Raw genomic sequence first — 17,969 nt, 5'->3', positions numbered from 1 at the left:
ATGTACATCTTCATGATTGACGATCGACCGATCCCCCGGGAGAGGGAGGTTCCTCGCCCCTGTGGGTGACGCGCGCGGTGCGGCGGTGCGTCAGACTCGGCGGCATGAACCGACACACCGCGGCCGTCCTCGTGGCCGCCGGAGGGGCGGCCGCCTACGCGGTCTCGAAGGTCGAGCTGGCGCTGTCCGGCCGACTGGGCATGCCGGGCTTCCCCGCCCCTCAGGAGTCCTACGCGACCTACGACCCGCTGACCGGGCAGCTCTCCAACGCCGCGGTGGGCGCGGTTCTGGTGGTCCTCATCCTCGGGCTGCTGCGACCACCGGTCGGGACGTTCTGGCGTTGGGCCCTGGTCCTCACCAACGCGGTAGGCGCCGCCATGGTCGGCGCGGGGGTGCTCACCTTCGGGGCCCGGGCGACGGGCCTGCTTCCCGGCCTCGGCGCGCCCGCGGACGGCGTCGCGGCGTGGGCGGCGCTCGCCGTCGGCGCCGTGTGGGTGGTCGCGTGGGCGGTCGCCACCTGGACCTCGGTCGTGCGCATCCGGTCCTGAGCGGGCGTTCGGCCACGGTCGCCACAGGTGGGGCGCCGCCCCGGGCCCGATACGATCGCCGTGCCCGGTGGAGTGCGAGAGGGGGCGGCCATGCAGCGTGAGGACGGGGAACTGCCCGTCGACTCGGACGTCGACGTCCACTTTCCCCGGCAGCGCCGTGAACTGCCCGACGAGCCCTGGGCGGTCCTCGCGGCCATCTCCCTCGGCGGAGCGCTCGGCGCCTGCGCCCGCTACGGAGTCGACACCGCGCTCCCTCACGCCCCGGACGCGTTCGCCCTGTCCACGCTGCTCGTCAACGTGACCGGCTGCCTGCTCATCGGTGTGCTCATGGTGCTCGTCGTCGACGTCTGGCCACGCCTGGTGCTGCTGCGCCCCCTGCTCGGCGTCGGTTTCCTCGGTGGTTTCACCACCTTCTCCACGCACATCATGGACGCTCACGACCTGCTGGAGGCGGGGCGGGCCGGGCTCACCCTGGCCTTCCTCGGGGCCAACCTGGCGGGCGGACTGGCGGCGGCGTGGCTCGGTGTCACCCTGGCCACCCGGGCCACACGTCTGCGCCGTTCGGGGCGGGTGCGGCGATGATCCTGCTCATGGTCGCCGTCGGCGGCGCGATCGGCGCCCCCCTGCGCTACCTCACCGACCGGTTCGTGCAGATCCGACACGACTCCGTGTTCCCCTGGGGGACCCACACGGCCAACGCGACCGCCTGTCTGATCTTCGGCTTCGTCAGCGTGCTCGCTCTGCCCGACTGGGCCTACGCGCTGGTCGCGACCGGATTCCTCGGCGCGCTGTCCACGTACTCGACGTTCGGCTACGAGACCCTGCGCCTGCTGGAGAAGAAGACCTGGTTCCTCGCCTTCGCCAACGCCGCGGCCTCCGTGGGCGCCGGTTTGGGCGCCGCGTACATCGGCGCGGCCTTCGCCGCCGCGCTCTGACCACCGCACGCGAACCGCCCCGCCCCCGGGGCGCGGGGAGCGGAGGGCGGCTCGGGGTCAGCCCATGGTCTTCTGGCCGTCGAGCGTCTCGCGGATGATGTCCGCGTGCCCGCTGTGCTGGGCGGTCTCCGCGATGACGTGCAGCAGGACGTCGCGGGCGCTCCACGAGGAGCCCTCCGGCCACCAGGGCGCGACCGGAAGCGCGTGTCGGACCTCCAGGTCCGGCAGCGCGTTGACGACCCGCGCCGTCTCCTCGGCCACCCGCTCGTACTCCTCCAGGACGCCGGCGAGCGTCTCGCCCTCCTTGAGCTCGAAGCCGTCCACGTGGTCGGCGATGACCTCCGGGTCCGAGAAGTCGAGGCCCCTGGCCCCCTCCTGGATGAACTCGGTCCAGTGCCGTTCCACCGTGGCTACGTGCTTGACCACCCCGCCCAGGCACAGCTCGCTCGCGGTCGGCCGCTGGCGCGCCTGCCCGTCGGTGAGTTCCTGGACCGTGTACCGCAGGTTCCCCCGTGTCCTCTCCAAGAACTCCAGAAGAGCCGTGCGCTCGACGTCCACCATCGTGTCCCGCGCCTGCATCCCGATCACCGCTTTTCGCGTCGTCCTTCGAGTTCGGTCCCCACGATAGGAAGGGTGTAGGTCAGTTTCTGTCCTACATTCGACGGTGATCCGGGATTCGTTCGGCGTCAGCCCATGGTCTTCTGACCGTCCAGGGACTCGCGGATGATGTCCGCGTGCCCGCTGTGCTGGGCGGTCTCCGAGATGATGAACAGCAGGGTCTCGCGGGCGCTCCGGGAACCGCCCTCCGGCCACCAGGGCGCGGTCGGGAGGTCCTGCCGGACGTCCAGGTCCGGCAGTGCGCCGACGACGGCCTCGGTCTCCTTCGCCGCGCGCCCGTAGTCCGCCAGGACGTCGGCCAGGGTCTCGTCGTCCTCCATGCGGAAGCCGCCCTCGTGCGCCGCGACGACCTCCGGGTCCAGGTAGTCCGTGCCGTGGTCGCCCTCCGCCATGAACCGGGACCAGCGCCGCTCGCCGCGGGTCATGTGTTTGACGATGCCGCCGAGGCAGAGCTCGCTCGCGGTCGTGCGCCGGCGCGCCTGTTCCTCGGTCAGGTCCCGGACGGTGTACCGCAGGTTCCCGCGCGCCTCCTCCAGCGCCTGGAGCAGTGCCGCCCGCTCGGCGTCGACCGTGGTGTCCTGGGGCTGGTTCGCCATGATGACCACCGCTTTCCGATGTCGTCCTTCGCGATCGGTGCCGACGGTAGGGCGGGTGGAGGTCAGCTGCTGTCCTGCGTTCGTCCGGGCTTCGTGTTCGTCCCTGGAACCCTCGGAAGCTCTCCCGATAACCTGGGCCTCTGGCGACCCGGAGGTTTCATGGCGCTCATCCCGCTCCAGTACCGACTCGACGGCCCCAGGCACGCGCCCGTGGTCCTGCTCGTGCCGCCCTTCGGCACGACGATGTCGGTGTGGGATGCCCAGTTGCCCGCGTTGACCCGCGACCACCAGGTCCTGCGGATCAACCACCGCGGGCACGGGTTCTCCCCGGCGCCGGAGGGTCCGTACACGATCGCCGACATGGCGCTCGACGTCCTGCGGGTGCTGGAGGAACGCGGGTTCCCCCGGGTCTCGGCGGTCGGGGCCGGGTTCGGATCGTCCCTGCTCGTGTGGATCGCCGCCAACTCCCCGCGCACCCTGGACCGGCTCGCGCTGCTGGCCGCGGCGCCGCGTACTCCCCCGTCGCACCACTGGGGCCGGATCGCCGCCAAGGTTCGTTCCGGCGGCCTGGCGGCGGTGGCCGACGAGGTCGCACTGCCGTGGTTCACTCCCGACATGCTCGAGGACCGCCCGGAGGACGTCGAGCGGTTCGAAGAGGCCCTCGGCAGGCTCGACCCCGGCGCGTTCGCCTCCGTCTGCGATGCCGTCGCCGCCATGGACCAGCGCAACCTGGTGGCCGCGGTGCGGGCGCCGACCCTCGTGGTGACGGGAGCCCACGATCCGCTGCTGCCCCCCGGGCACGGCCGCAGGCTGGCGGACGGGATCGTCGACTCCCGTTTCGAGGTGGTCGCCGGCGCCGCGCACCTGGTGGGAGTGGAGCGCCCCGAACCGGTCAACGAGCTGGTCACCGAGCATCTGACCCGCTGGCGCCCCGGCAGCGTGGTCTGACCGCGGGGCGAGGTCCCACCGGGGTGACGGTCACATGGCGCCGTCCTCCGGGATCAGCGGCCGACTGATCTCCAGCAGGTAGCCGTCCGGGTCGCGGAAGTGCGCCGCGCGGATACCCCACGCGGTCCAGTCCCTCGGCCCGCGCACCAACCGGGCTCCGTCCGCGACCAGCTGGGCCGCGGTCGCGTCGACGTCGTCCACCTCGAAGACCACGGCGAGCCGGTCCTGGTGGGGGAGTTCGGGGTCGGCCGTGTCGGTCTCCAGCGCCTCCGCCATGACCTCGCGCTGGTTGAGCGCCAGGCGGGTGGCGGACCCCGCGTCGAACTCCGCGTAGCGACTGCCCGTGTCTCCTCGCAGCACGGGGAGTTTCAGCACGTCGGAGTAGAAGCGGAAGCAGGCCTCGTAGTCGTTGACGAGGAGCCTGATGTAGGTGCAGCGCATGGGGCCTCCTGCCGGTCGCTGTCCGGGGCCCGCCGGGGCGTCGTGGCGGGTCGGGTCGGTCGGTCACCGAGTATTCAGTACCCGCGTTTCACGGACCCATGGCCCGGCCGGCGCGCCGTGTGCCCGTGGCCGTTCCCGGCCATGCGTTGTCCTTCTGCCTCGGAATGTAGTACACATACTATCAATGGCAGCAGAACAGAGACGAAGTGGGGGACTGGTGTGACGAGTACGCCGACCACACGGACATCCAGGGCGCAGGCGCAGGCGACCGACGCCGTGGCCGAGCCCGTGATCCGGGTCCGTGACCTGCGAATGAGCTACGGGAGCACAGAGGTCCTCCGGGGGGTCGACTTCGTCGCCCGCAGGGGTGAGGTGGTCGCGCTGCTCGGGCCGAACGGTGCGGGCAAGACCACGACCGTTGAGATCCTGGAGGGGTTCCGGAAGCGCTCCGGAGGTGACGTCGAGGTCCTCGGGGCCGACCCCCAGCACGGCGGGGAGGACTGGCGCGCCGGACTCGGCGTGGTCCTCCAGTCCTGGCGCGACCACGGCCGCTGGCGGGTGCGCGACCTCCTCCACCACTTCGGTCGCTTCCACGCCCCCTACTCCACCCCCGACCGCGTCCGCCCCCACGACACCGACGAGCTGCTGGAACGGGTCGGCCTCGCCGAACACGCCCACCAGCGGATCAACAAGCTGTCCGGCGGGCAGCGGCGCCGACTGGACGTGGCGATCGGCGTCGTCGGCCGTCCGGAGGTCCTCTTCCTGGACGAGCCCACCGCGGGGTTCGACCCCCGGGCCCGCCGCGACTTCCACGACCTCGTGCACGACATCGTCGACAGCGACGACACCACCGTCCTGCTGACCACCCACGACCTGGACGAGGCGGAGAAGCTGGCCGACCGGATCCTGGTCCTGGCGGGCGGCACCATCGTCGCCGACGGCAGCGTCGAGCAGCTGTCCGCGCTGGTCGAGCGGGACAGCGAGGTCTCCTGGAGCCTCCACGGCCAACGGAACGTGCACACCACCGACAGCCCGGCCCACCACGTCGCCGAGCTGTACGCGGAGCACGGCGAGGACCTGACCGACCTGCGGGTCAGCAGGGCCTCCCTGGAGGACGTCTACATGGAGCTGGTCCGCCGCCACGAGTCCGGCGACGCGGACGAGGCCGTCCACGAGTTCGCGAAGGGGATCCGGTGAACCACGCCACCAGCAACGCCGTCCGTGCGGGGGCCGCCCGCGGCCTCCTGGAGTTCAGGGGGACCTTCACCAACCCGCCGGACCTGTTCGGCTACCTCTACATGCCCGTCCTGTTCGTCGCCCTCGGCTTCTTCCTCTCCGGCGAGGAGGTCGACGGCGCCGCCACCAACTACGGAGCGGTGACCTACAGCGGCGGCCTGGTCCTCATGCTGATCATGCTGGGGACGCTGGCCGTGGCCCAGGTCCTGGCGGCCGAGCGTGAGGACGGCACGTTCCTGCGGGCCAAGGCGATTCCGCACGGGATGCTCGGCTACGGCGTCGCCAAGGTCGTCCACCTGTTGTCCATGTCCGCCGTGGCGGTGGCGCTCACCGTCGTCCCCGGCCTGTTCCTCGTGGAGGGCTTCGGTCCCCCGAGTTGGGGCGCGGCCCTCACGCTCGTGTGGGTCTGCGTGCTGGGACTGCTGGCCATGGCCCCGATCGGCGCGACCCTCGGCGCCCTCATCAGCAACCCCCGCGCCGTGGGGCTGATGATGATCCCGATCATGGCCCTGCTGATGCTCTCCGGGGTCCTGTTCCCGCTGGAGCTCCTGCCGGACTGGGTGTTCACCGTCGCCCGGGCGCTGCCCGTGTACTGGCTCGGTCAGGGGGTGCGGGCCGGTACGCTGCCCACCGACTACGGCGCGCTCGAACTGGCCGGGGCCTGGCAGCTGCCCGTGGTGGCGGCGGTCCTGGCGGCGTGGGCCGTGGTCGGGTCCCTGGTGGCTCTGCGCGTGCTGCGGCGGATGGCTCGGCGGGAGTCGGGGTCGCGGGTGCAGGCGGCGAGGGAGAAGGCGATGAAGCGTGTCCTCTGAGAAGGCGCCGGCGAACGGGCGCGGCGCGAACGGCGGGAGCGGGCGCAAGGGCCGGTCGGCGGCCGGGAGCGGCGAGGCGATCTACAACCGCATCGCGATGCTGCGCGCGGAGCGCAGCGTGTCCCGCCGCCAGTTGGCCGAGGCCCTCGGTGTCCACTACCAGACCGTCGGCTACCTGGAACGGGGCGAGTACAGTCCCAGCCTCCACCTGGCCCTGCGCATCGCGCGCTACTTCGAGGTGCCGGTCGAGGTGGTCTTCTCCACCGAGCCCTTCCCGCGCCTCGGCCAGTGACCAGACCCCACCTCTCCCCGGAAAGGGGGACCCCGTGAGTTTCCTCTCCACCCTCATCGACGAGTTCCGCCCCTCCCAGATCAAGCGCGACATCGACGACGTGACCCGGCTCCGGACGGAGAACCCGAAGGTCCGCCGCCGCTGGGCCTCCCGGTCCCGGCGGCGTGCCGCCACCGTCCTGATGGGGGCGATGGGCCTGGTCGGCGCCGCGTTCCTGTGGTGGCAGCCCTACACCGCCAACGGTGGCGGCCCCGGCCTCGTCCTGGGGGTCGTCGCGGCGCTGGCCGTGTTCGTCTGGCTGGTCGCGCAGTTGAACATGGCCACGCGCCTGGCGGTGAGCTACCAGCACCTGGACGAGCGCCAGCGGATCGAGCGCGACCGCTCCACCCGGATCGGCCACCACGTCACGGCGGCGGTGCTGGTCAGCGCCTTCCTCCTGGTGATGGTGCTGAACGTGTTCAGCTACGACGCCGTGTCCTTCCCCGAGGAACTGACGTGGCCGCTCCTGTGGCTCATCCTCATGGTGCACACGTCGGCGCCCTCCGCCTACCTGGCCTGGACGCAGCCCGACGAGATCGTCGACGACGAGGACGACTGACCGGCGCGAGCCAGCGCGCGGGTTTTTGGGTCTCGCCTCTCAACCTGGCAGAAATCTGATAGTCAGATATCATGTTGACCGTGCGTACGATGACCGCGACCGAGGCCGCGAGAAAGTTCTCGGATCTCCTGGACGCCATCGAGGCCGGTGAGCGGGTGACCATCACCCGGGGGCGGGTTCCCGTTGCGGAGATCGGACCAGCTCGTCGCCGCACTGGTGCGGACCTGCACGCGGCCCTGGAAGGCATCGCGCCGCTTGACGACGAGTTCGAGAAGGACATCGACGGGGCACTGGACTTTCTCACGGATGAGGAGGCCGACCCGTGGGTCGACGCCTGATCCTGGACACCAATGTCCTGATCTCCTACGAGCGGGGCACGATCGACCGCTCGATGTTCCACGAGGACGACCTGTCGATCGCCGCGCTGACGGTGGCTGAGTTCCGAGTCGGTATCGAGATGGCGGGCACCGCCGCGCGGGCAGCCGAACGTTCCAGGGCGCTGGCGGCCATCCTCGACAACGTGGAGGTCCTGGAGTACACAGAGGCGACGGCCGCACACCACGCGGCTCTGATCGCCTACACCAAACGCAGTGGTACACCCCGTGGGAAGCACGACCTCATGCTCGCCGCGCACGCCGCGCAGACGGGTCGGACCGTCGTGAGCCGCGACGCCAAGGCACGTTTCGGTGACCTCCCCGGCGTCCTGGCGACGGGGGTCGAGTAGGAATCAGAAGATGTCCGGGCCCGCCCAGCCGTAGGTGCCGCGCTGGCGGACCAGGGCCAGCTCGTCCTCGGAGAGCACCCGGGGCTCACCGATCTGGCGGGCCCTGAGGTAGGCGGCGCACAGCCAGTCGAGCAGCCGCAGGTTCTCCAGCGCGTGCTCCAGACCGTGCCCCAGCGCCACCCCGCCGTGGTTGGCGAGCAGGGCGGCGTCGCGCCCCTTGAGCGCCTTGGCCGCCTGGTCGGCGATCTCCCCGGTGCCGTAGGTCGTGTAGGGCGTCACGGTGATCGCCCCGCCCAGGGCGGCGGCCCGGTGGTGCACCGGGGGCAGCTCGGCCAGGACGGAGGAGACGGCGACGGTGTCGGTGGTGAAGGCGTTCACCACGGCGGTGGCGTCGCGCCCGTGCTCGGCGGCCTGACGGTGCACGGCCATGTGCAGGGTGGCCTCGGCCGCGGGGTCGTGGCGCCCCTCCAGGACGCGGTCGTCCAGGGACATCACCGGGCAGTCGGCGGGCTGGAGCTGGTCGGGTGCGACCCCGTGCGGCGTGACGACCACGAGGTCGCCGCTGCGGACGCTGACGGTCGTCGACTCTCCGGGGGCGGAGCCGACGGCGGAGACGAGGTTACGGGCGGTCAGACAAACGTCCCGGCGTTCCTGTTCTAGCAGCATGGGGCATCCTCGACGCGCGCTCTGGCGGTGCGGTCTGAGGCGTGTTCCGCGGACACGCCCTGGGCGGTCGGTGACGTGGGCGTCCGGAGCCGGACGAACCCACTGAGGTACACCTAAATGTACGTCAAATTCTCCCCCAGGTATTCCCCAGGCGGGCGTGTTCGCTGTGTAGCGGCCCACCCGCGCCGCGTACCTGTGGACACTGTCGTGGCGTGATGCTCACCACGGGTCACGGCTTCTGGAGCTCGTGTTTTTGCTGACCAGAAGTGGTTTGTGGGAGTTTTGTTGCGTAAGTGTCCTATGAGACGAGGCAGTTTGTGACTACCGATCTCGGGCAAACCGGACCCGTGAACGAACCCTACGTAACCCTTCCGTCCGTGCCGTACCTGTCGGAACCGGGGTCGGCCACGGCCACGAGCCTGTACATCGACGGTGAGTGGCGGGCGGCCCGCAACGGCCGGGTCCGGGAGATCCTGGACCCCGCGGACGGATCCGTCCTCACCATCGTGAGCGAAGGCGGCCGCGCCGACGCCGAGGACGCCATCGCCGCCGCCCGACGCGCCTTCGACCACGGTGAGTGGCGCAGCACCACGGCCACCGAACGCGGCCGTGTCCTGGAGCGCATCGCCGACCTCCTCCAGCGCGACCGCCACGAGATCGCGGTCATGGAGTCGCTGGACACCGGCAAGACGATCGAGGAGGGCGGGATCGACGTCGACGACGTCACCAACGTCTTCCGCCACTACGCCGGTCTCGCCGACAAGGACGCCGGCCGACTCGTCTCCGCCCCCGAGGGCGTGCAGAGCCGCGTCGTCTACGAGCCCGTCGGCGTCTGCGGCATGATCACGCCCTGGAACTACCCGCTGCTCCAGCTCGCCTGGAAGATGGCCCCCGCCATCGCCGCGGGCAACACCATGGTGATCAAGCCCAGCGAGATCACCCCGGTCACCACCGCCAAGCTGGTCGAACTCAGCACGGAGGCGGGCGTCCCGGCGGGCGTGGTCAACCTGGTCCTGGGCAGCGGTCCCGACGCGGGCGCGCCCCTGTCCGAGCACCCCGACGTCGACCTGATCTCCTTCACCGGCGGTCTGGTCACCGGGCGCCGCATCATGGCGGCGGCCTCCGAGACGGTCAAGAAGATCGCCCTGGAGCTCGGCGGTAAGAACCCCAACATCATCTTCCCCGACGTGGACCTGGACACCGCCGTGGACTACGCGCTCAGCGCCGCGTTCTTCCACTCCGGCCAGGTCTGCTCGGCGGGCGCGCGGCTCATCGTGCACAACGACATCCACGACGCCTTCACCACCGAACTCGCCCGCCGGGCCGAGGCCATCCGGATCGGCCGCGGCCAGGTCGAGGGAGTGCGGTGCGGGCCGCTGGTCTCCGCCGAGCACCGATCCAAGGTCGAGGCCGCCGTCGCGCGCGGCGTCGAGGAGGGCGCCCGGGTCATCGCGGGCGGCAAGCGCCCCGACGCCCCCGAGCTGGCCGACGGCTACTTCTACCGCCCCACGGTCTTCGTCGACTGCGACCGCTCCATGGACATCGTCCAGACCGAGGTGTTCGGCCCGGTCGTGACGGTCGAGCGGTTCGAGACCGAGGCGCAGGCGATCGAGCTCGGCAACGACACCGACTACGGGCTCTCCGGCGGCGTGTGGACCAACGACACCGCACGCGGTGAGCGCGTCGCCGCCGCCCTGCGGCACGGGACCGTCTGGGTCAACGACTACGGGCCCTACTTCCCGGGCGCCGAGTGGGGCGGCTTCGGTCAGAGCGGCGTCGGCCGCGAACTCGGCCTCGCCGGGCTCGACGAGTACCGGGAGGCCAAGCACATCTACCGCAATCTCGCACCCGAACCCCAGCGCTGGTTCGGTTAGCCAGGGCGTGTGTCCGCCACGCGTGCCCTGACACCGCCCCGGACGGTCCGACCGTCCGGGGCGGTCGTCACCGGGGACCGGACCCGGACACACGGGTCGGTACCCCCGGCATCCCCCTGAGCAAGAATTCACGAGAGGAACCAGGCCGTGTCCGACAACCAGAGCACCTACGACTACGTGATCGTGGGAGGTGGAACCGCGGGTTCGGTGATCGCCAACCGGCTCACCGAGGACCCGGGCACCACCGTCTGTGTCATCGAGGGTGGCCCCGACGACCGCGACCACGAGAACGTGATCAAGCTCCGCGACTGGTTGAGCGTCCTCGACGGCGACCTCGACTACGGGTACACCACGACCGAGCAGCCGCGCGGCAACTCCCACATCCTGCACTCGCGCGCCCGCGTGCTCGGCGGATGCTCTTCGCACAACACGCTCATCAGCTTCCGGCCGTTCGCCGAGGACCTGGACGAGTGGGTCGCCATGGGCGCCGAGGGCTGGGACAACGCCACCGTCCAGTCCTACGCCGACCGGATCAAGTGCAACATCGTCCCGGTCGCCGAGAAGGACCGCAACGCCATGGTCAAGGACTGGGTGTCCTCGGCCGCCGAGGCGGCGAACGTCCCCGTCGTCGAGGACTTCAACGCCCTGACCTCGCACGGCGGCGGGTTCGCCGACGGGGCGGGCTTCCTGTCCATCGCCTATGACCCCTACACCGGGAACCGGTCCTCGGCCTCCGTCGCCTACCTGCACCCGATCATGGGCGAGCGCGACAACCTCACGGTCATGCTGGAGACCTGGGTCGACCGGATCGTCTTCGACGGCGACCGCGCCACGGGCGTCAGCGCGACCCTGAAGTCGGGTGAGCGCGTCACCGTCAACGCCCGCCAGGAGGTCATCCTGGCCGCCGGCGCCGTCGACAGCCCGCGTCTGCTCATGCTCTCCGGTGTGGGCGCCGCCGAGGAGCTGCGTTCGGTCGGCATCGAGGCCCGCCACGACCTGCCCGGTGTCGGGGAGAACCTGCTCGACCACCCCGAGTCGATCATCATGTGGGAGACCGAGCGCCCGGTTCCGCGGGAGACGGTCATGGACTCCGACGCGGCCCTGTTCGTCCGCCGCGACACGAGCGACCCGCGCCCGGACCTGATGTTCCACATCTACCAGATCCCCTTCGACGACAACACGAAGCGGCTGGGCTACGAGTCCCCCGAGGACGGCTACGCGGTGTGCATGACGCCGAACATCCCCCGGTCCCGGTCGCGCGGCAAGCTGTACCTGACCAGCTCCGACCCGAAGGCGAAGCCCGCGCTGGACTTCCGCTACTTCACCGACCCCGACGGCTACGACGAGCGGACCATCGTCGACGGGCTCAAGATCGCCCGCGACGTGGCCGCCACCGAGCCGTTCCGCTCCTGGATCAAGCGCGAGGTCGCCCCCGGCCCCAAGGTCCAGACCGACGAGGAGCTGTCCGAGTACGGCCGCCGCGCCGCGCACACCGTGTACCACCCGGCGGGCACCTGCAAGATGGGCGCCGCCGACGACGACACCGCCGTGGTCGACCCCCGGCTGCGCGTACGGGGTCTGCGCGGTCTGCGCGTCGCCGACGCCTCCGTCTTCCCGACGCTGCCCACACCCAACCCCATGGTGATGGTGCTGGCGCTCGGCGAGCGTGCCGCGGATCTGATCCGCGCCGATCGTGTCGTCCGGAAGGAGGAGGCCTGATGAGCACGCAGACGGCCGAGGCGGCCGGTCCGCCGAGCGGTGGGGCCGAGGTCACCTTCTCGGTCCGCAACCTGTGGAAGATCTTCGGGAAGAACGCCGACAAGGTCATCGGCACCGAACTGGAGAGCGCGGACCGCGACCGCATCCGGGAGGAGACCGGCTGCACCGTCGCCGTGCGCGACGTGTCCTTCGACGTCCACCCCGGTGAGATCTTCGTGGTCATGGGCCTGTCGGGGTCGGGCAAGTCGACCCTGATCCGGTGCCTGACCCGCCTGATCGAACCGACCTCGGGCCAGGTCCTGCTCGACGGCGAGGACATCGAGGAGGCCAGCCCGCAGCGCCTGCGGGAACTGCGCCGCCACAAGATGGCGATGGTCTTCCAGCACTTCGGCCTTCTGCCCAACCGGAGGATCATCGACAACGTGGCCTACGGGCTGGAGGTGCGCGGGATGCCGCGCCCCGAACGCCACGCCCGGGCCCGCGAGATGATCGAGATGGTCGGGCTGTCCGGGTACGAGAACTCCCGCCCGAGCCAGCTGAGCGGCGGCATGCAGCAGCGGGTCGGCCTGGCCCGCGCGCTCGCCGTCGACCCGCAGGTCCTGTTGTTCGACGAGCCGTTCAGCGCCCTGGATCCGCTGATCCGCCGCGACATGCAGGCCGAGGTCATCCGGCTCCAGCGCGAGCTCGACAAGACGTCGGTGTTCATCACCCACGACCTGCAGGAGGCGCTCAAGCTCGGCGACCGCATCGCCATCATGCGCGACGGCGAGCTGGTGCAGGTGGGTACGCCGGAGCAGGTGGTCGGCCGCCCGGCCGACGCCTACGTCGCCGACTTCACCTCGGACGTCGCCCGTACCACGGTGCTCACCGCACGCTGGCTGGTCCGCGACGCGTTCCCCGAGGAGCGCACCGACGGTCCGGTCTGCCAGGCGCGCACCGTCCTGGCGGAGGTCCTGCCGATGCTGGCCGCCACCACGGCGCCCGTGCGGGTCATGGACGGGGACACCTTCCTCGGGTACGTGGGCCGCGACGACGTGCTGCGCGCGATCGCCGAGGACCAGCTGGCCGACGCCACGGTCGCGGCGGCCATCGAGGAGGAGGCCGTCGAGGAGATCGGCGAGGAACCGACGGACGGCGAACCGGGCGGGAACGCCCGACCGTCCGGGGCGGACACCGACACCGGAGCCGACGACGGGGAGACGTCCGGGGCCGAACCCGGGCGGGGCACGGGCGGCGCGGCCGCACCGGAGCCCGGCGGGCCCTCCGACGCGGGCGGCTACAACGGACCCAGCGGCTACAAGGGGCACGGCGGTCCGGCCCCGACCGGGGACGGTGGGTGACATGGCCACGGTGACCAGGTCGGACTCCGGTCAGACCACCGGGAACTCGGCCGACGGCACTCCTCTGACGTGGACCTGGGTCCAGGCGGTCATCGCGATCGCGGTGCTCGTCGCCGGATACTGGGTGAGCCGCGCGCTGGGCCACCCCGGGTGGTCGGGTCCCTTCCCGTCCGCCACCGGCGAGTGGTTCATGGCGCGGATGGACGACCTCTACCTGTGGATCGTCCTCAACCGCAACGACAGCCCGCTGTTCCTGTACGGGTTCAACTACGTCTCGGTGGGTCTGGGGTCGGCGGTCGTGCTGATCAACCAGATCCTCGACTTCCTCACCTGGGTGGGCGTCACCGTCCTCGGGGTGCTCGCCTCCTGGCGGATCGCCGGATGGCGGGTGGCGCTGCTCGTGCTGGTCACGTTCGCGGTGTTCGCGCTGACCGGGCTGTGGAACGAGTCGATGACCACGCTGTCGCTGATCATCACCTCGGTCCTGGCCGCCCTGCTGGTCGGCCTCCCGCTGGGTGTCCTGGCCGGGCGCAGCGAACGGTTCTACCGGGGCATCCGGCCGGTGCTGGACTTCATGCAGATCCTGCCCGCCTTCGCCTACCTGCTGCCGTTCGTGCTGCTCTTCGGTATCGGCAACCCGGCCGCGGTCGTGGTGACGGCGGTGTACGCGATGCCGCCCGCGGTGCGGATCACGGCCCTGGCCATCCGCGAGGTCGACAAGGGGGCGATCGAGGCGACGACGTCGCTCGGCTCCACCCCCTGGCAGGTCCTCACCAAGGTGCAGCTCCCGATGGCGCGGCGCACCATCCTGCTGGGCGTCAACCAGACCATCATGCTCGCGGTCTCCATGGTCGTGATCGCGTCGGTGATCGGCGCGGGCGGTCTCGGTGACGCGATCTACCAGGCGCTGGCCAAGGTCAACGTCGGCCAGGCGTTCCAGGCCGGTGTCGCGATCGTCATGCTGGCGATCGCGATGGACCGGGTGACGGGCGCGGTCGGGCACGGCGCGCACACGCCGCAGATCGCCCCGCGGTTCCGCCTCCCGGTGCTCGGCGCCGGTCTGGCGATCGTGATCGCCTCGGTCGGTGTGGCGCGCTTCCTGGGCGTGGACGGGTGGCCGCGTGACCTGGCGGTCGACATCAGCGACCCGATCAACGCGTTCAACGAGTGGTTCGAGGCGGTGGCGGGCGGTTTCACCGCGGCCCTGGGCACCGTGACCCAGAGCTTCGTGATCAACCCGCTGACCGCCGTGCTCACGGGGTCGCCCTGGTGGCTGGTGGTGCTCGTCGCCGCCGCGCTGGGGTGGATCTTCGCCGGGGTGCGCACCGCCGTGATCTCGGGTGTGTCCTTCGTCGTCGTCGGTCTGCTCGGTGTGTGGACCGAGGCGATGGACACCCTGGCGCAGGTCCTGGTCGCGGCGCTGGTGACGATCGCCCTGGGCGTGGTCATCGGCGTCCTGGCCTCGCGCAGCGACGTGTTCGCGGCGATCCTGAAGCCGATCCTGGACGCGATGCAGACCCTGCCGCCGTTCGTGTACCTGATCCCGGCCGTGGCGTTCTTCGGTCTGGGGCCGGTCCCCGCGCTGGTCGCGGCGGTCGTCTTCGCCCTGCCGCCGGTGATCCGGCTGGTCAACGACGGCATCCGCGGGGTGCCCGCGAATACCCTGGAAGCCGGGGTGTCGCAGGGTTCCACGAAGTGGCAGCTGCTCACCAAGGTGGAGCTGCCGATGGCGCGCGGGTCGCTGCTGCTCGCGGTCAACCAGGGCATCATCCTCGTGCTGTCCATGGTGGTCATGGGCGCGTTGGTCGGTGCGGGGGCGCTCGGCTTCGGTGTCGTGTTCGGCCTGGCGCAGAACCAGTTCGGCCTGGGTCTGGCCTCCGGCCTGGCGATCGTCTGCCTGGGCCTGTTCCTGGACCGCGTGACGCAGGGAAGGAGGGCACCCCGTGCCTAGGTTCATGAGGAAGGGCGCCCTGATCCGCCTGCTCGCGGTGGTGCTGGCCGCGGTGTCGGTCAGCTCCTGCGCGGTGCGCACGGACCAGGTCGCCCGGGACCCCAACACCGTGCGGATCGCCGTCAACGGATGGGTGGGGTACGAGGCCAGCGCCGAGGTGCTGGCCTACATCCTCCGCGAGGAGATGGGCTATGAGGTCCAGCTCATGCGGGTGGACGAGCAGCCCGCCTGGCAGGCGCTCGACCAGGGCGTGCTGGACGTCATCGTGGAGAACTGGGGTCACGAGGACCTCATGGAGCTCTACGGCCCCGAGGGCAAGGGGACGGTCGTCGACGGCGGCCCCACCGGCAACGAGGGTGTGATCGGCTGGTACGTCCCCGCCTACCTGGTGGAGGAGTACCCCGAGATCGCGACCGTGGAGGGCGTCAAGGAGTACTCCGAGCTGTTCCGGACGGCGCAGACCGGGGACAGCGGGGAGTTCCTCGCCGGCGCCCCCGGGTTCGTCACCCAGGACCAGGGCATGATCAACGCCTTCGACCTGGACCTGGAGATCGTCTACGCCGGGTCGGAGGCATCGCAGATCACCGAGGTCAGGCGACGGTACGCGAACGAGGAGCCGGTGCTCTTCTACTTCTACGACCCGCAGTGGCTCCAGGACGAGCTCGACCTGGTCAAGGTGGAGTTCCCGCCCTACTTCGAGGGGTGCGACGACGACCTGGAGGACGTCCCCTGCGACTACCCGGTCTACGAGCTGAACAAGATCTTCCGGGCCGGGTTCGTGGAGACGGGTGACCCCGCCTACCAGTTCCTCGACAACTGGCGGTGGAGCAACTCCGACCAGAACGCCGTGGCGCGGATGATCGCGGACGAGGGGCTCGACCCCTCGGAGGCGGCCGAGATCTGGGTGGAGGAGAACCCGGACGTGTGGCGCGACTGGATCCCCGAGGGATACGAGGGGCGCTGATCCGGACCGATGGCCGGGGTGGGGAGGACCCGCCCCGGCCCTCGTCGTCCGGTCACGTGTGGTGACCAATGTGGCGCACGGTGACGGTGTGCCAGCGGAAGGTCTCTGTTAGAGTACGACCACTTCTGCGACAAACGGGCAGAAAGCGGCTCTCAGCCATCCGTGCGAACCCCATGATTCCGCCGTCCGGCCACCGGAGCGCGGACCGTCGCACAGTGCCGCGTTCACCCGCCGCTGGCTCCCGACAGGACCCGCGGTCGTCGCGGAGCGCACCGGTCGCGCAAGCGGCCCCTGACCCGGAGCGGCGGCGCGCACGCCGTTCGCGCCCCCGGTGATCCGGTGTCGCCCTGTCACCGATACCCCTTGGAACGTTATGGCTCCCCGCTCGCTGGCCCACGTCCCTCTTCCCGACCAGTCGGTCATCGACGCCGTCCGCCGTTCCTGTTCGGAACTGCCCACCGGTTCGACCCGCCTGGCCGAGACCTTCTACAAGCACCTCTTCCAGATGGCCCCCGGCGTGCGGAGCATGTTCGCCGACGATCTGCGGCCCCAGCACCGGCGGATGGCCCAGGCCCTCCTCCAGGTCGTCCAGTACCTCGACACGCCCGACGAGGTCGCACGTGAGCTGCGCGCGCTCGGCGCCCAGCACCACGGGGAACTGGGGGTCCAACCCGAGCACTACCCCTACGTCGGCCGCGCCCTGGTCCGCGCGGTCAGCGAGATCTCCCCGACCTGGTCCTCCTCGATGAGCTCCGCGTGGGTGCTGGTCTACGAATGGATCACCGCCAACATGCTCGCCGGTGTCGAGCAGGATTCTGGGAGCGCTTCCATGGGTTCCGCCGAGCGTGCTCCCGCCAGTGCCGCCGGGCGCGGCGCGGCGGCGCACCGCCGGTACGCCCGGACCACGCGTTGATCGAGCCCGGCGGAACGCCTCCGCGACCGCACCCCTTCCCGACGCCATCCCCGACCCCGACCCCGCGAGGGACCCCGATGACGCGACACGACAGCCGCACCCCCGGCACGGAGGGTGAACGCCACGTCCAGGCGGTTCTCGGCACCGCCGACCGCGCCGACCGCTTCTACCAGGATCAGATGCTCGACCATCTGAACCCGAGCATGCGCGAGTTCGTCGCCCGCCAGCAGATGCTGTTCATCGCCACCTCCGACGGGAAGGGCGAGTGTGACTCCAGCTTCCGCGCGGGACCGCCCGGGTTCGTCCACACGATCGACGAGTACACCGTCGCCTATCCGGAGTACCGGGGCAACGGTGTGTTCGCCAGCGTCGGCAACATCATGGAGAACCCGCACATCGGCCTGATGTTCCTCGACTTCCTGCACGATCGGATCGGGCTGCACGTCAACGGACGCGCCCGGATCGTGGAGGACGATCGGATCCGCGAGCACGTTCCCGCGCTCCCGACGCCGGAGGTGCCCGGGCAGCGCGCGCTCGTGTGGGTCCTCGTCCACGTCGAGGAGGCCTACATCCACTGCCGCAAGCACATCCCCCGCCTACGCGAGGTCGGCCGGGACGAGGCCTGGGGCACCGACGACGTCAAGAGCAAGGGCGGCGACTTCTTCGGGGCCAAGGCGACCCCGAGCCCGTGGGCGCTCCCCGAGCCCGCGGCGCACGGCGGCCGCCACGGCGGGTTGTAGGGCCCGCCGGGGAACTCGGATCCATTCGTCGGCGGCGGTGACCAGGACGGTGGC

At 70.7% G+C, this 17,969-nt stretch carries 21 protein-coding genes; 17 read left to right on the top strand and 4 right to left on the bottom strand.

Features of this window, described 5'->3' with window-relative positions; translation table 11 throughout:
• Window positions 1–104: 104 nt before the first annotated feature.
• The 3 genes from KIK06_RS20975 (at window position 105) to KIK06_RS20965 (ending at window position 1,483) form a co-directional block, all read left to right on the top strand.
• On the top strand, window positions 105–548 hold the full coding sequence (locus KIK06_RS20975; RefSeq protein WP_268644795.1) for a hypothetical protein: 444 nt from the start codon (window positions 105–107) through the stop codon (window positions 546–548).
• Window positions 549–638: 90 nt separating this feature from the next.
• Entirely contained in the window at window positions 639–1,130 is a 492-nt protein-coding gene (locus KIK06_RS20970) for a fluoride efflux transporter FluC (RefSeq protein WP_017601220.1), read from the top strand.
• Window positions 1,127–1,483, top strand: coding sequence for a fluoride efflux transporter FluC (locus tag KIK06_RS20965; protein WP_026128064.1), 357 nt, complete (start codon window positions 1,127–1,129; stop codon window positions 1,481–1,483). The genes KIK06_RS20970 and KIK06_RS20965 overlap by 4 nt, the downstream gene beginning before the upstream one ends.
• Window positions 1,484–1,540: 57 nt before the next feature.
• On the opposite strand, the gene KIK06_RS20960 is transcribed toward KIK06_RS20965, so the two are convergent.
• Both KIK06_RS20960 and KIK06_RS20955 read right to left on the bottom strand, forming a co-directional pair.
• On the bottom strand, window positions 1,541–2,062 hold the full coding sequence (locus KIK06_RS20960) for a DinB family protein (RefSeq protein ID WP_268646097.1): 522 nt from the start codon (window positions 2,060–2,062) through the stop codon (window positions 1,541–1,543).
• 107 nt (window positions 2,063–2,169) lie between these two features.
• A complete protein-coding gene (locus KIK06_RS20955; protein ID WP_268644794.1) occupies window positions 2,170–2,697 on the bottom strand; it encodes a DinB family protein in 528 nt (175 codons plus the stop codon).
• 159 nt (window positions 2,698–2,856) lie between these two features.
• Between KIK06_RS20955 and KIK06_RS20950 the strand changes: the two genes are divergently transcribed.
• Entirely contained in the window at window positions 2,857–3,645 is a 789-nt protein-coding gene (locus tag KIK06_RS20950) for an alpha/beta fold hydrolase (RefSeq protein ID WP_017601223.1), read from the top strand.
• A gap of 30 nt (window positions 3,646–3,675) precedes the next feature.
• Here KIK06_RS20950 and KIK06_RS20945 read toward each other — a convergent pair whose 3' ends face one another.
• Complete coding sequence (locus KIK06_RS20945; RefSeq protein ID WP_017601224.1) at window positions 3,676–4,086, bottom strand: VOC family protein; 411 nt, start codon at window positions 4,084–4,086, stop codon at window positions 3,676–3,678.
• A gap of 312 nt (window positions 4,087–4,398) precedes the next feature.
• Here KIK06_RS20945 and KIK06_RS20940 point away from each other — a divergent pair, with 312 nt between their 5' ends.
• From KIK06_RS20940 to KIK06_RS20915, 6 genes are all read left to right on the top strand, one after another.
• Window positions 4,399–5,283 (top strand): ABC transporter ATP-binding protein, encoded by an 885-nt coding sequence (locus KIK06_RS20940; RefSeq protein WP_268646095.1) that lies wholly within the window; start codon window positions 4,399–4,401, stop codon window positions 5,281–5,283.
• A complete protein-coding gene (locus tag KIK06_RS20935; RefSeq protein WP_268644793.1) occupies window positions 5,280–6,134 on the top strand; it encodes an ABC transporter permease in 855 nt (284 codons plus the stop codon). The genes KIK06_RS20940 and KIK06_RS20935 overlap by 4 nt, the downstream gene beginning before the upstream one ends.
• Window positions 6,124–6,426, top strand: coding sequence for a helix-turn-helix transcriptional regulator (locus KIK06_RS20930; protein WP_268644792.1), 303 nt, complete (start codon window positions 6,124–6,126; stop codon window positions 6,424–6,426). Before KIK06_RS20935 ends, KIK06_RS20930 begins: the two co-directional genes overlap by 11 nt.
• A gap of 34 nt (window positions 6,427–6,460) precedes the next feature.
• The gene (locus tag KIK06_RS20925) at window positions 6,461–7,024 is read left to right on the top strand and encodes a hypothetical protein (protein WP_268644791.1); all 564 of its coding nucleotides are present in this window, start codon (window positions 6,461–6,463) and stop codon (window positions 7,022–7,024) included.
• Between the two features lie 89 nt (window positions 7,025–7,113).
• Entirely contained in the window at window positions 7,114–7,362 is a 249-nt protein-coding gene (locus KIK06_RS20920) for a type II toxin-antitoxin system Phd/YefM family antitoxin (RefSeq protein WP_268646094.1), read from the top strand.
• On the top strand, window positions 7,347–7,748 hold the full coding sequence (locus KIK06_RS20915) for a type II toxin-antitoxin system VapC family toxin (protein WP_268644790.1): 402 nt from the start codon (window positions 7,347–7,349) through the stop codon (window positions 7,746–7,748). The genes KIK06_RS20920 and KIK06_RS20915 overlap by 16 nt, the downstream gene beginning before the upstream one ends.
• 3 nt (window positions 7,749–7,751) lie before the next feature.
• Here KIK06_RS20915 and KIK06_RS20910 read toward each other — a convergent pair whose 3' ends face one another.
• Window positions 7,752–8,414 (bottom strand): class II aldolase/adducin family protein, encoded by a 663-nt coding sequence (locus KIK06_RS20910; RefSeq protein WP_268644789.1) that lies wholly within the window; start codon window positions 8,412–8,414, stop codon window positions 7,752–7,754.
• Window positions 8,415–8,761: 347 nt separating this feature from the next.
• Here KIK06_RS20910 and KIK06_RS20905 point away from each other — a divergent pair, with 347 nt between their 5' ends.
• The 7 genes from KIK06_RS20905 (at window position 8,762) to KIK06_RS20875 (ending at window position 17,915) form a co-directional block, all read left to right on the top strand.
• Window positions 8,762–10,288, top strand: a complete 1,527-nt coding sequence (locus KIK06_RS20905; RefSeq protein WP_268644788.1) for an aldehyde dehydrogenase family protein — start codon at window positions 8,762–8,764, stop codon at window positions 10,286–10,288.
• Window positions 10,289–10,435: 147 nt separating this feature from the next.
• Window positions 10,436–12,007: a GMC family oxidoreductase gene (locus tag KIK06_RS20900; RefSeq protein ID WP_017601232.1), complete on the top strand. Its 1,572-nt coding sequence runs from the start codon at window positions 10,436–10,438 to the stop codon at window positions 12,005–12,007.
• A complete protein-coding gene (locus KIK06_RS20895) occupies window positions 12,007–13,347 on the top strand; it encodes a quaternary amine ABC transporter ATP-binding protein (protein WP_268644787.1) in 1,341 nt (446 codons plus the stop codon). The genes KIK06_RS20900 and KIK06_RS20895 overlap by 1 nt, the downstream gene beginning before the upstream one ends.
• Before the next feature lies 1 nt (window position 13,348).
• A complete protein-coding gene (locus KIK06_RS20890) occupies window positions 13,349–15,298 on the top strand; it encodes an ABC transporter permease (protein WP_442789784.1) in 1,950 nt (649 codons plus the stop codon).
• A gap of 4 nt (window positions 15,299–15,302) precedes the next feature.
• Entirely contained in the window at window positions 15,303–16,262 is a 960-nt protein-coding gene (locus tag KIK06_RS20885) for a glycine betaine ABC transporter substrate-binding protein (RefSeq protein WP_268646092.1), read from the top strand.
• 373 nt (window positions 16,263–16,635) lie between these two features.
• Complete coding sequence (locus KIK06_RS20880) at window positions 16,636–17,175, top strand: globin domain-containing protein (RefSeq protein ID WP_268644785.1); 540 nt, start codon at window positions 16,636–16,638, stop codon at window positions 17,173–17,175.
• A 77-nt stretch (window positions 17,176–17,252) separates the two neighbouring features.
• Complete coding sequence (locus KIK06_RS20875) at window positions 17,253–17,915, top strand: pyridoxamine 5'-phosphate oxidase family protein (protein WP_268644784.1); 663 nt, start codon at window positions 17,253–17,255, stop codon at window positions 17,913–17,915.
• The last annotated feature ends 54 nt before the right edge of the window (window positions 17,916–17,969 follow it).

Source organism: Nocardiopsis sp. EMB25 (genome assembly GCF_026797795.1).
Lineage (GTDB): Bacteria > Actinomycetota > Actinomycetes > Streptosporangiales > Streptosporangiaceae > Nocardiopsis > Nocardiopsis lucentensis.
This window is presented reverse-complemented; position numbering and strand designations above follow the sequence as displayed.

Excerpts from the sequence above, each read along its gene's own strand:
- KIK06_RS20895 (WP_268644787.1), top strand. The coding sequence starts at position 12,007 with ATGAGCACGCAGACGGCCGAGGCGGCCGGTCCGCCGAGCGGTGGGGCC.
- KIK06_RS20950 (WP_017601223.1), top strand. The coding sequence starts at position 2,857 with ATGGCGCTCATCCCGCTCCAGTACCGACTCGACGGCCCCAGGCACGCG.
- KIK06_RS20920 (WP_268646094.1), top strand. The coding sequence starts at position 7,114 with ATGACCGCGACCGAGGCCGCGAGAAAGTTCTCGGATCTCCTGGACGCC.
- KIK06_RS20880 (WP_268644785.1), top strand. The coding sequence starts at position 16,636 with ATGGCTCCCCGCTCGCTGGCCCACGTCCCTCTTCCCGACCAGTCGGTC.
- KIK06_RS20945 (WP_017601224.1), bottom strand. The coding sequence starts at position 4,086 with ATGCGCTGCACCTACATCAGGCTCCTCGTCAACGACTACGAGGCCTGC.
- KIK06_RS20885 (WP_268646092.1), top strand. The coding sequence starts at position 15,303 with ATGAGGAAGGGCGCCCTGATCCGCCTGCTCGCGGTGGTGCTGGCCGCG.
- KIK06_RS20965 (WP_026128064.1), top strand. The coding sequence starts at position 1,127 with ATGATCCTGCTCATGGTCGCCGTCGGCGGCGCGATCGGCGCCCCCCTG.
- KIK06_RS20940 (WP_268646095.1), top strand. The coding sequence starts at position 4,399 with ATGAGCTACGGGAGCACAGAGGTCCTCCGGGGGGTCGACTTCGTCGCC.
- KIK06_RS20890 (WP_442789784.1), top strand. The coding sequence starts at position 13,349 with ATGGCCACGGTGACCAGGTCGGACTCCGGTCAGACCACCGGGAACTCG.
- KIK06_RS20960 (WP_268646097.1), bottom strand. The coding sequence starts at position 2,062 with ATGCAGGCGCGGGACACGATGGTGGACGTCGAGCGCACGGCTCTTCTG.
- KIK06_RS20955 (WP_268644794.1), bottom strand. The coding sequence starts at position 2,697 with ATGGCGAACCAGCCCCAGGACACCACGGTCGACGCCGAGCGGGCGGCA.
- KIK06_RS20910 (WP_268644789.1), bottom strand. The coding sequence starts at position 8,414 with ATGCTGCTAGAACAGGAACGCCGGGACGTTTGTCTGACCGCCCGTAAC.
- KIK06_RS20970 (WP_017601220.1), top strand. The coding sequence starts at position 639 with ATGCAGCGTGAGGACGGGGAACTGCCCGTCGACTCGGACGTCGACGTC.
- KIK06_RS20975 (WP_268644795.1), top strand. The coding sequence starts at position 105 with ATGAACCGACACACCGCGGCCGTCCTCGTGGCCGCCGGAGGGGCGGCC.
- KIK06_RS20875 (WP_268644784.1), top strand. The coding sequence starts at position 17,253 with ATGACGCGACACGACAGCCGCACCCCCGGCACGGAGGGTGAACGCCAC.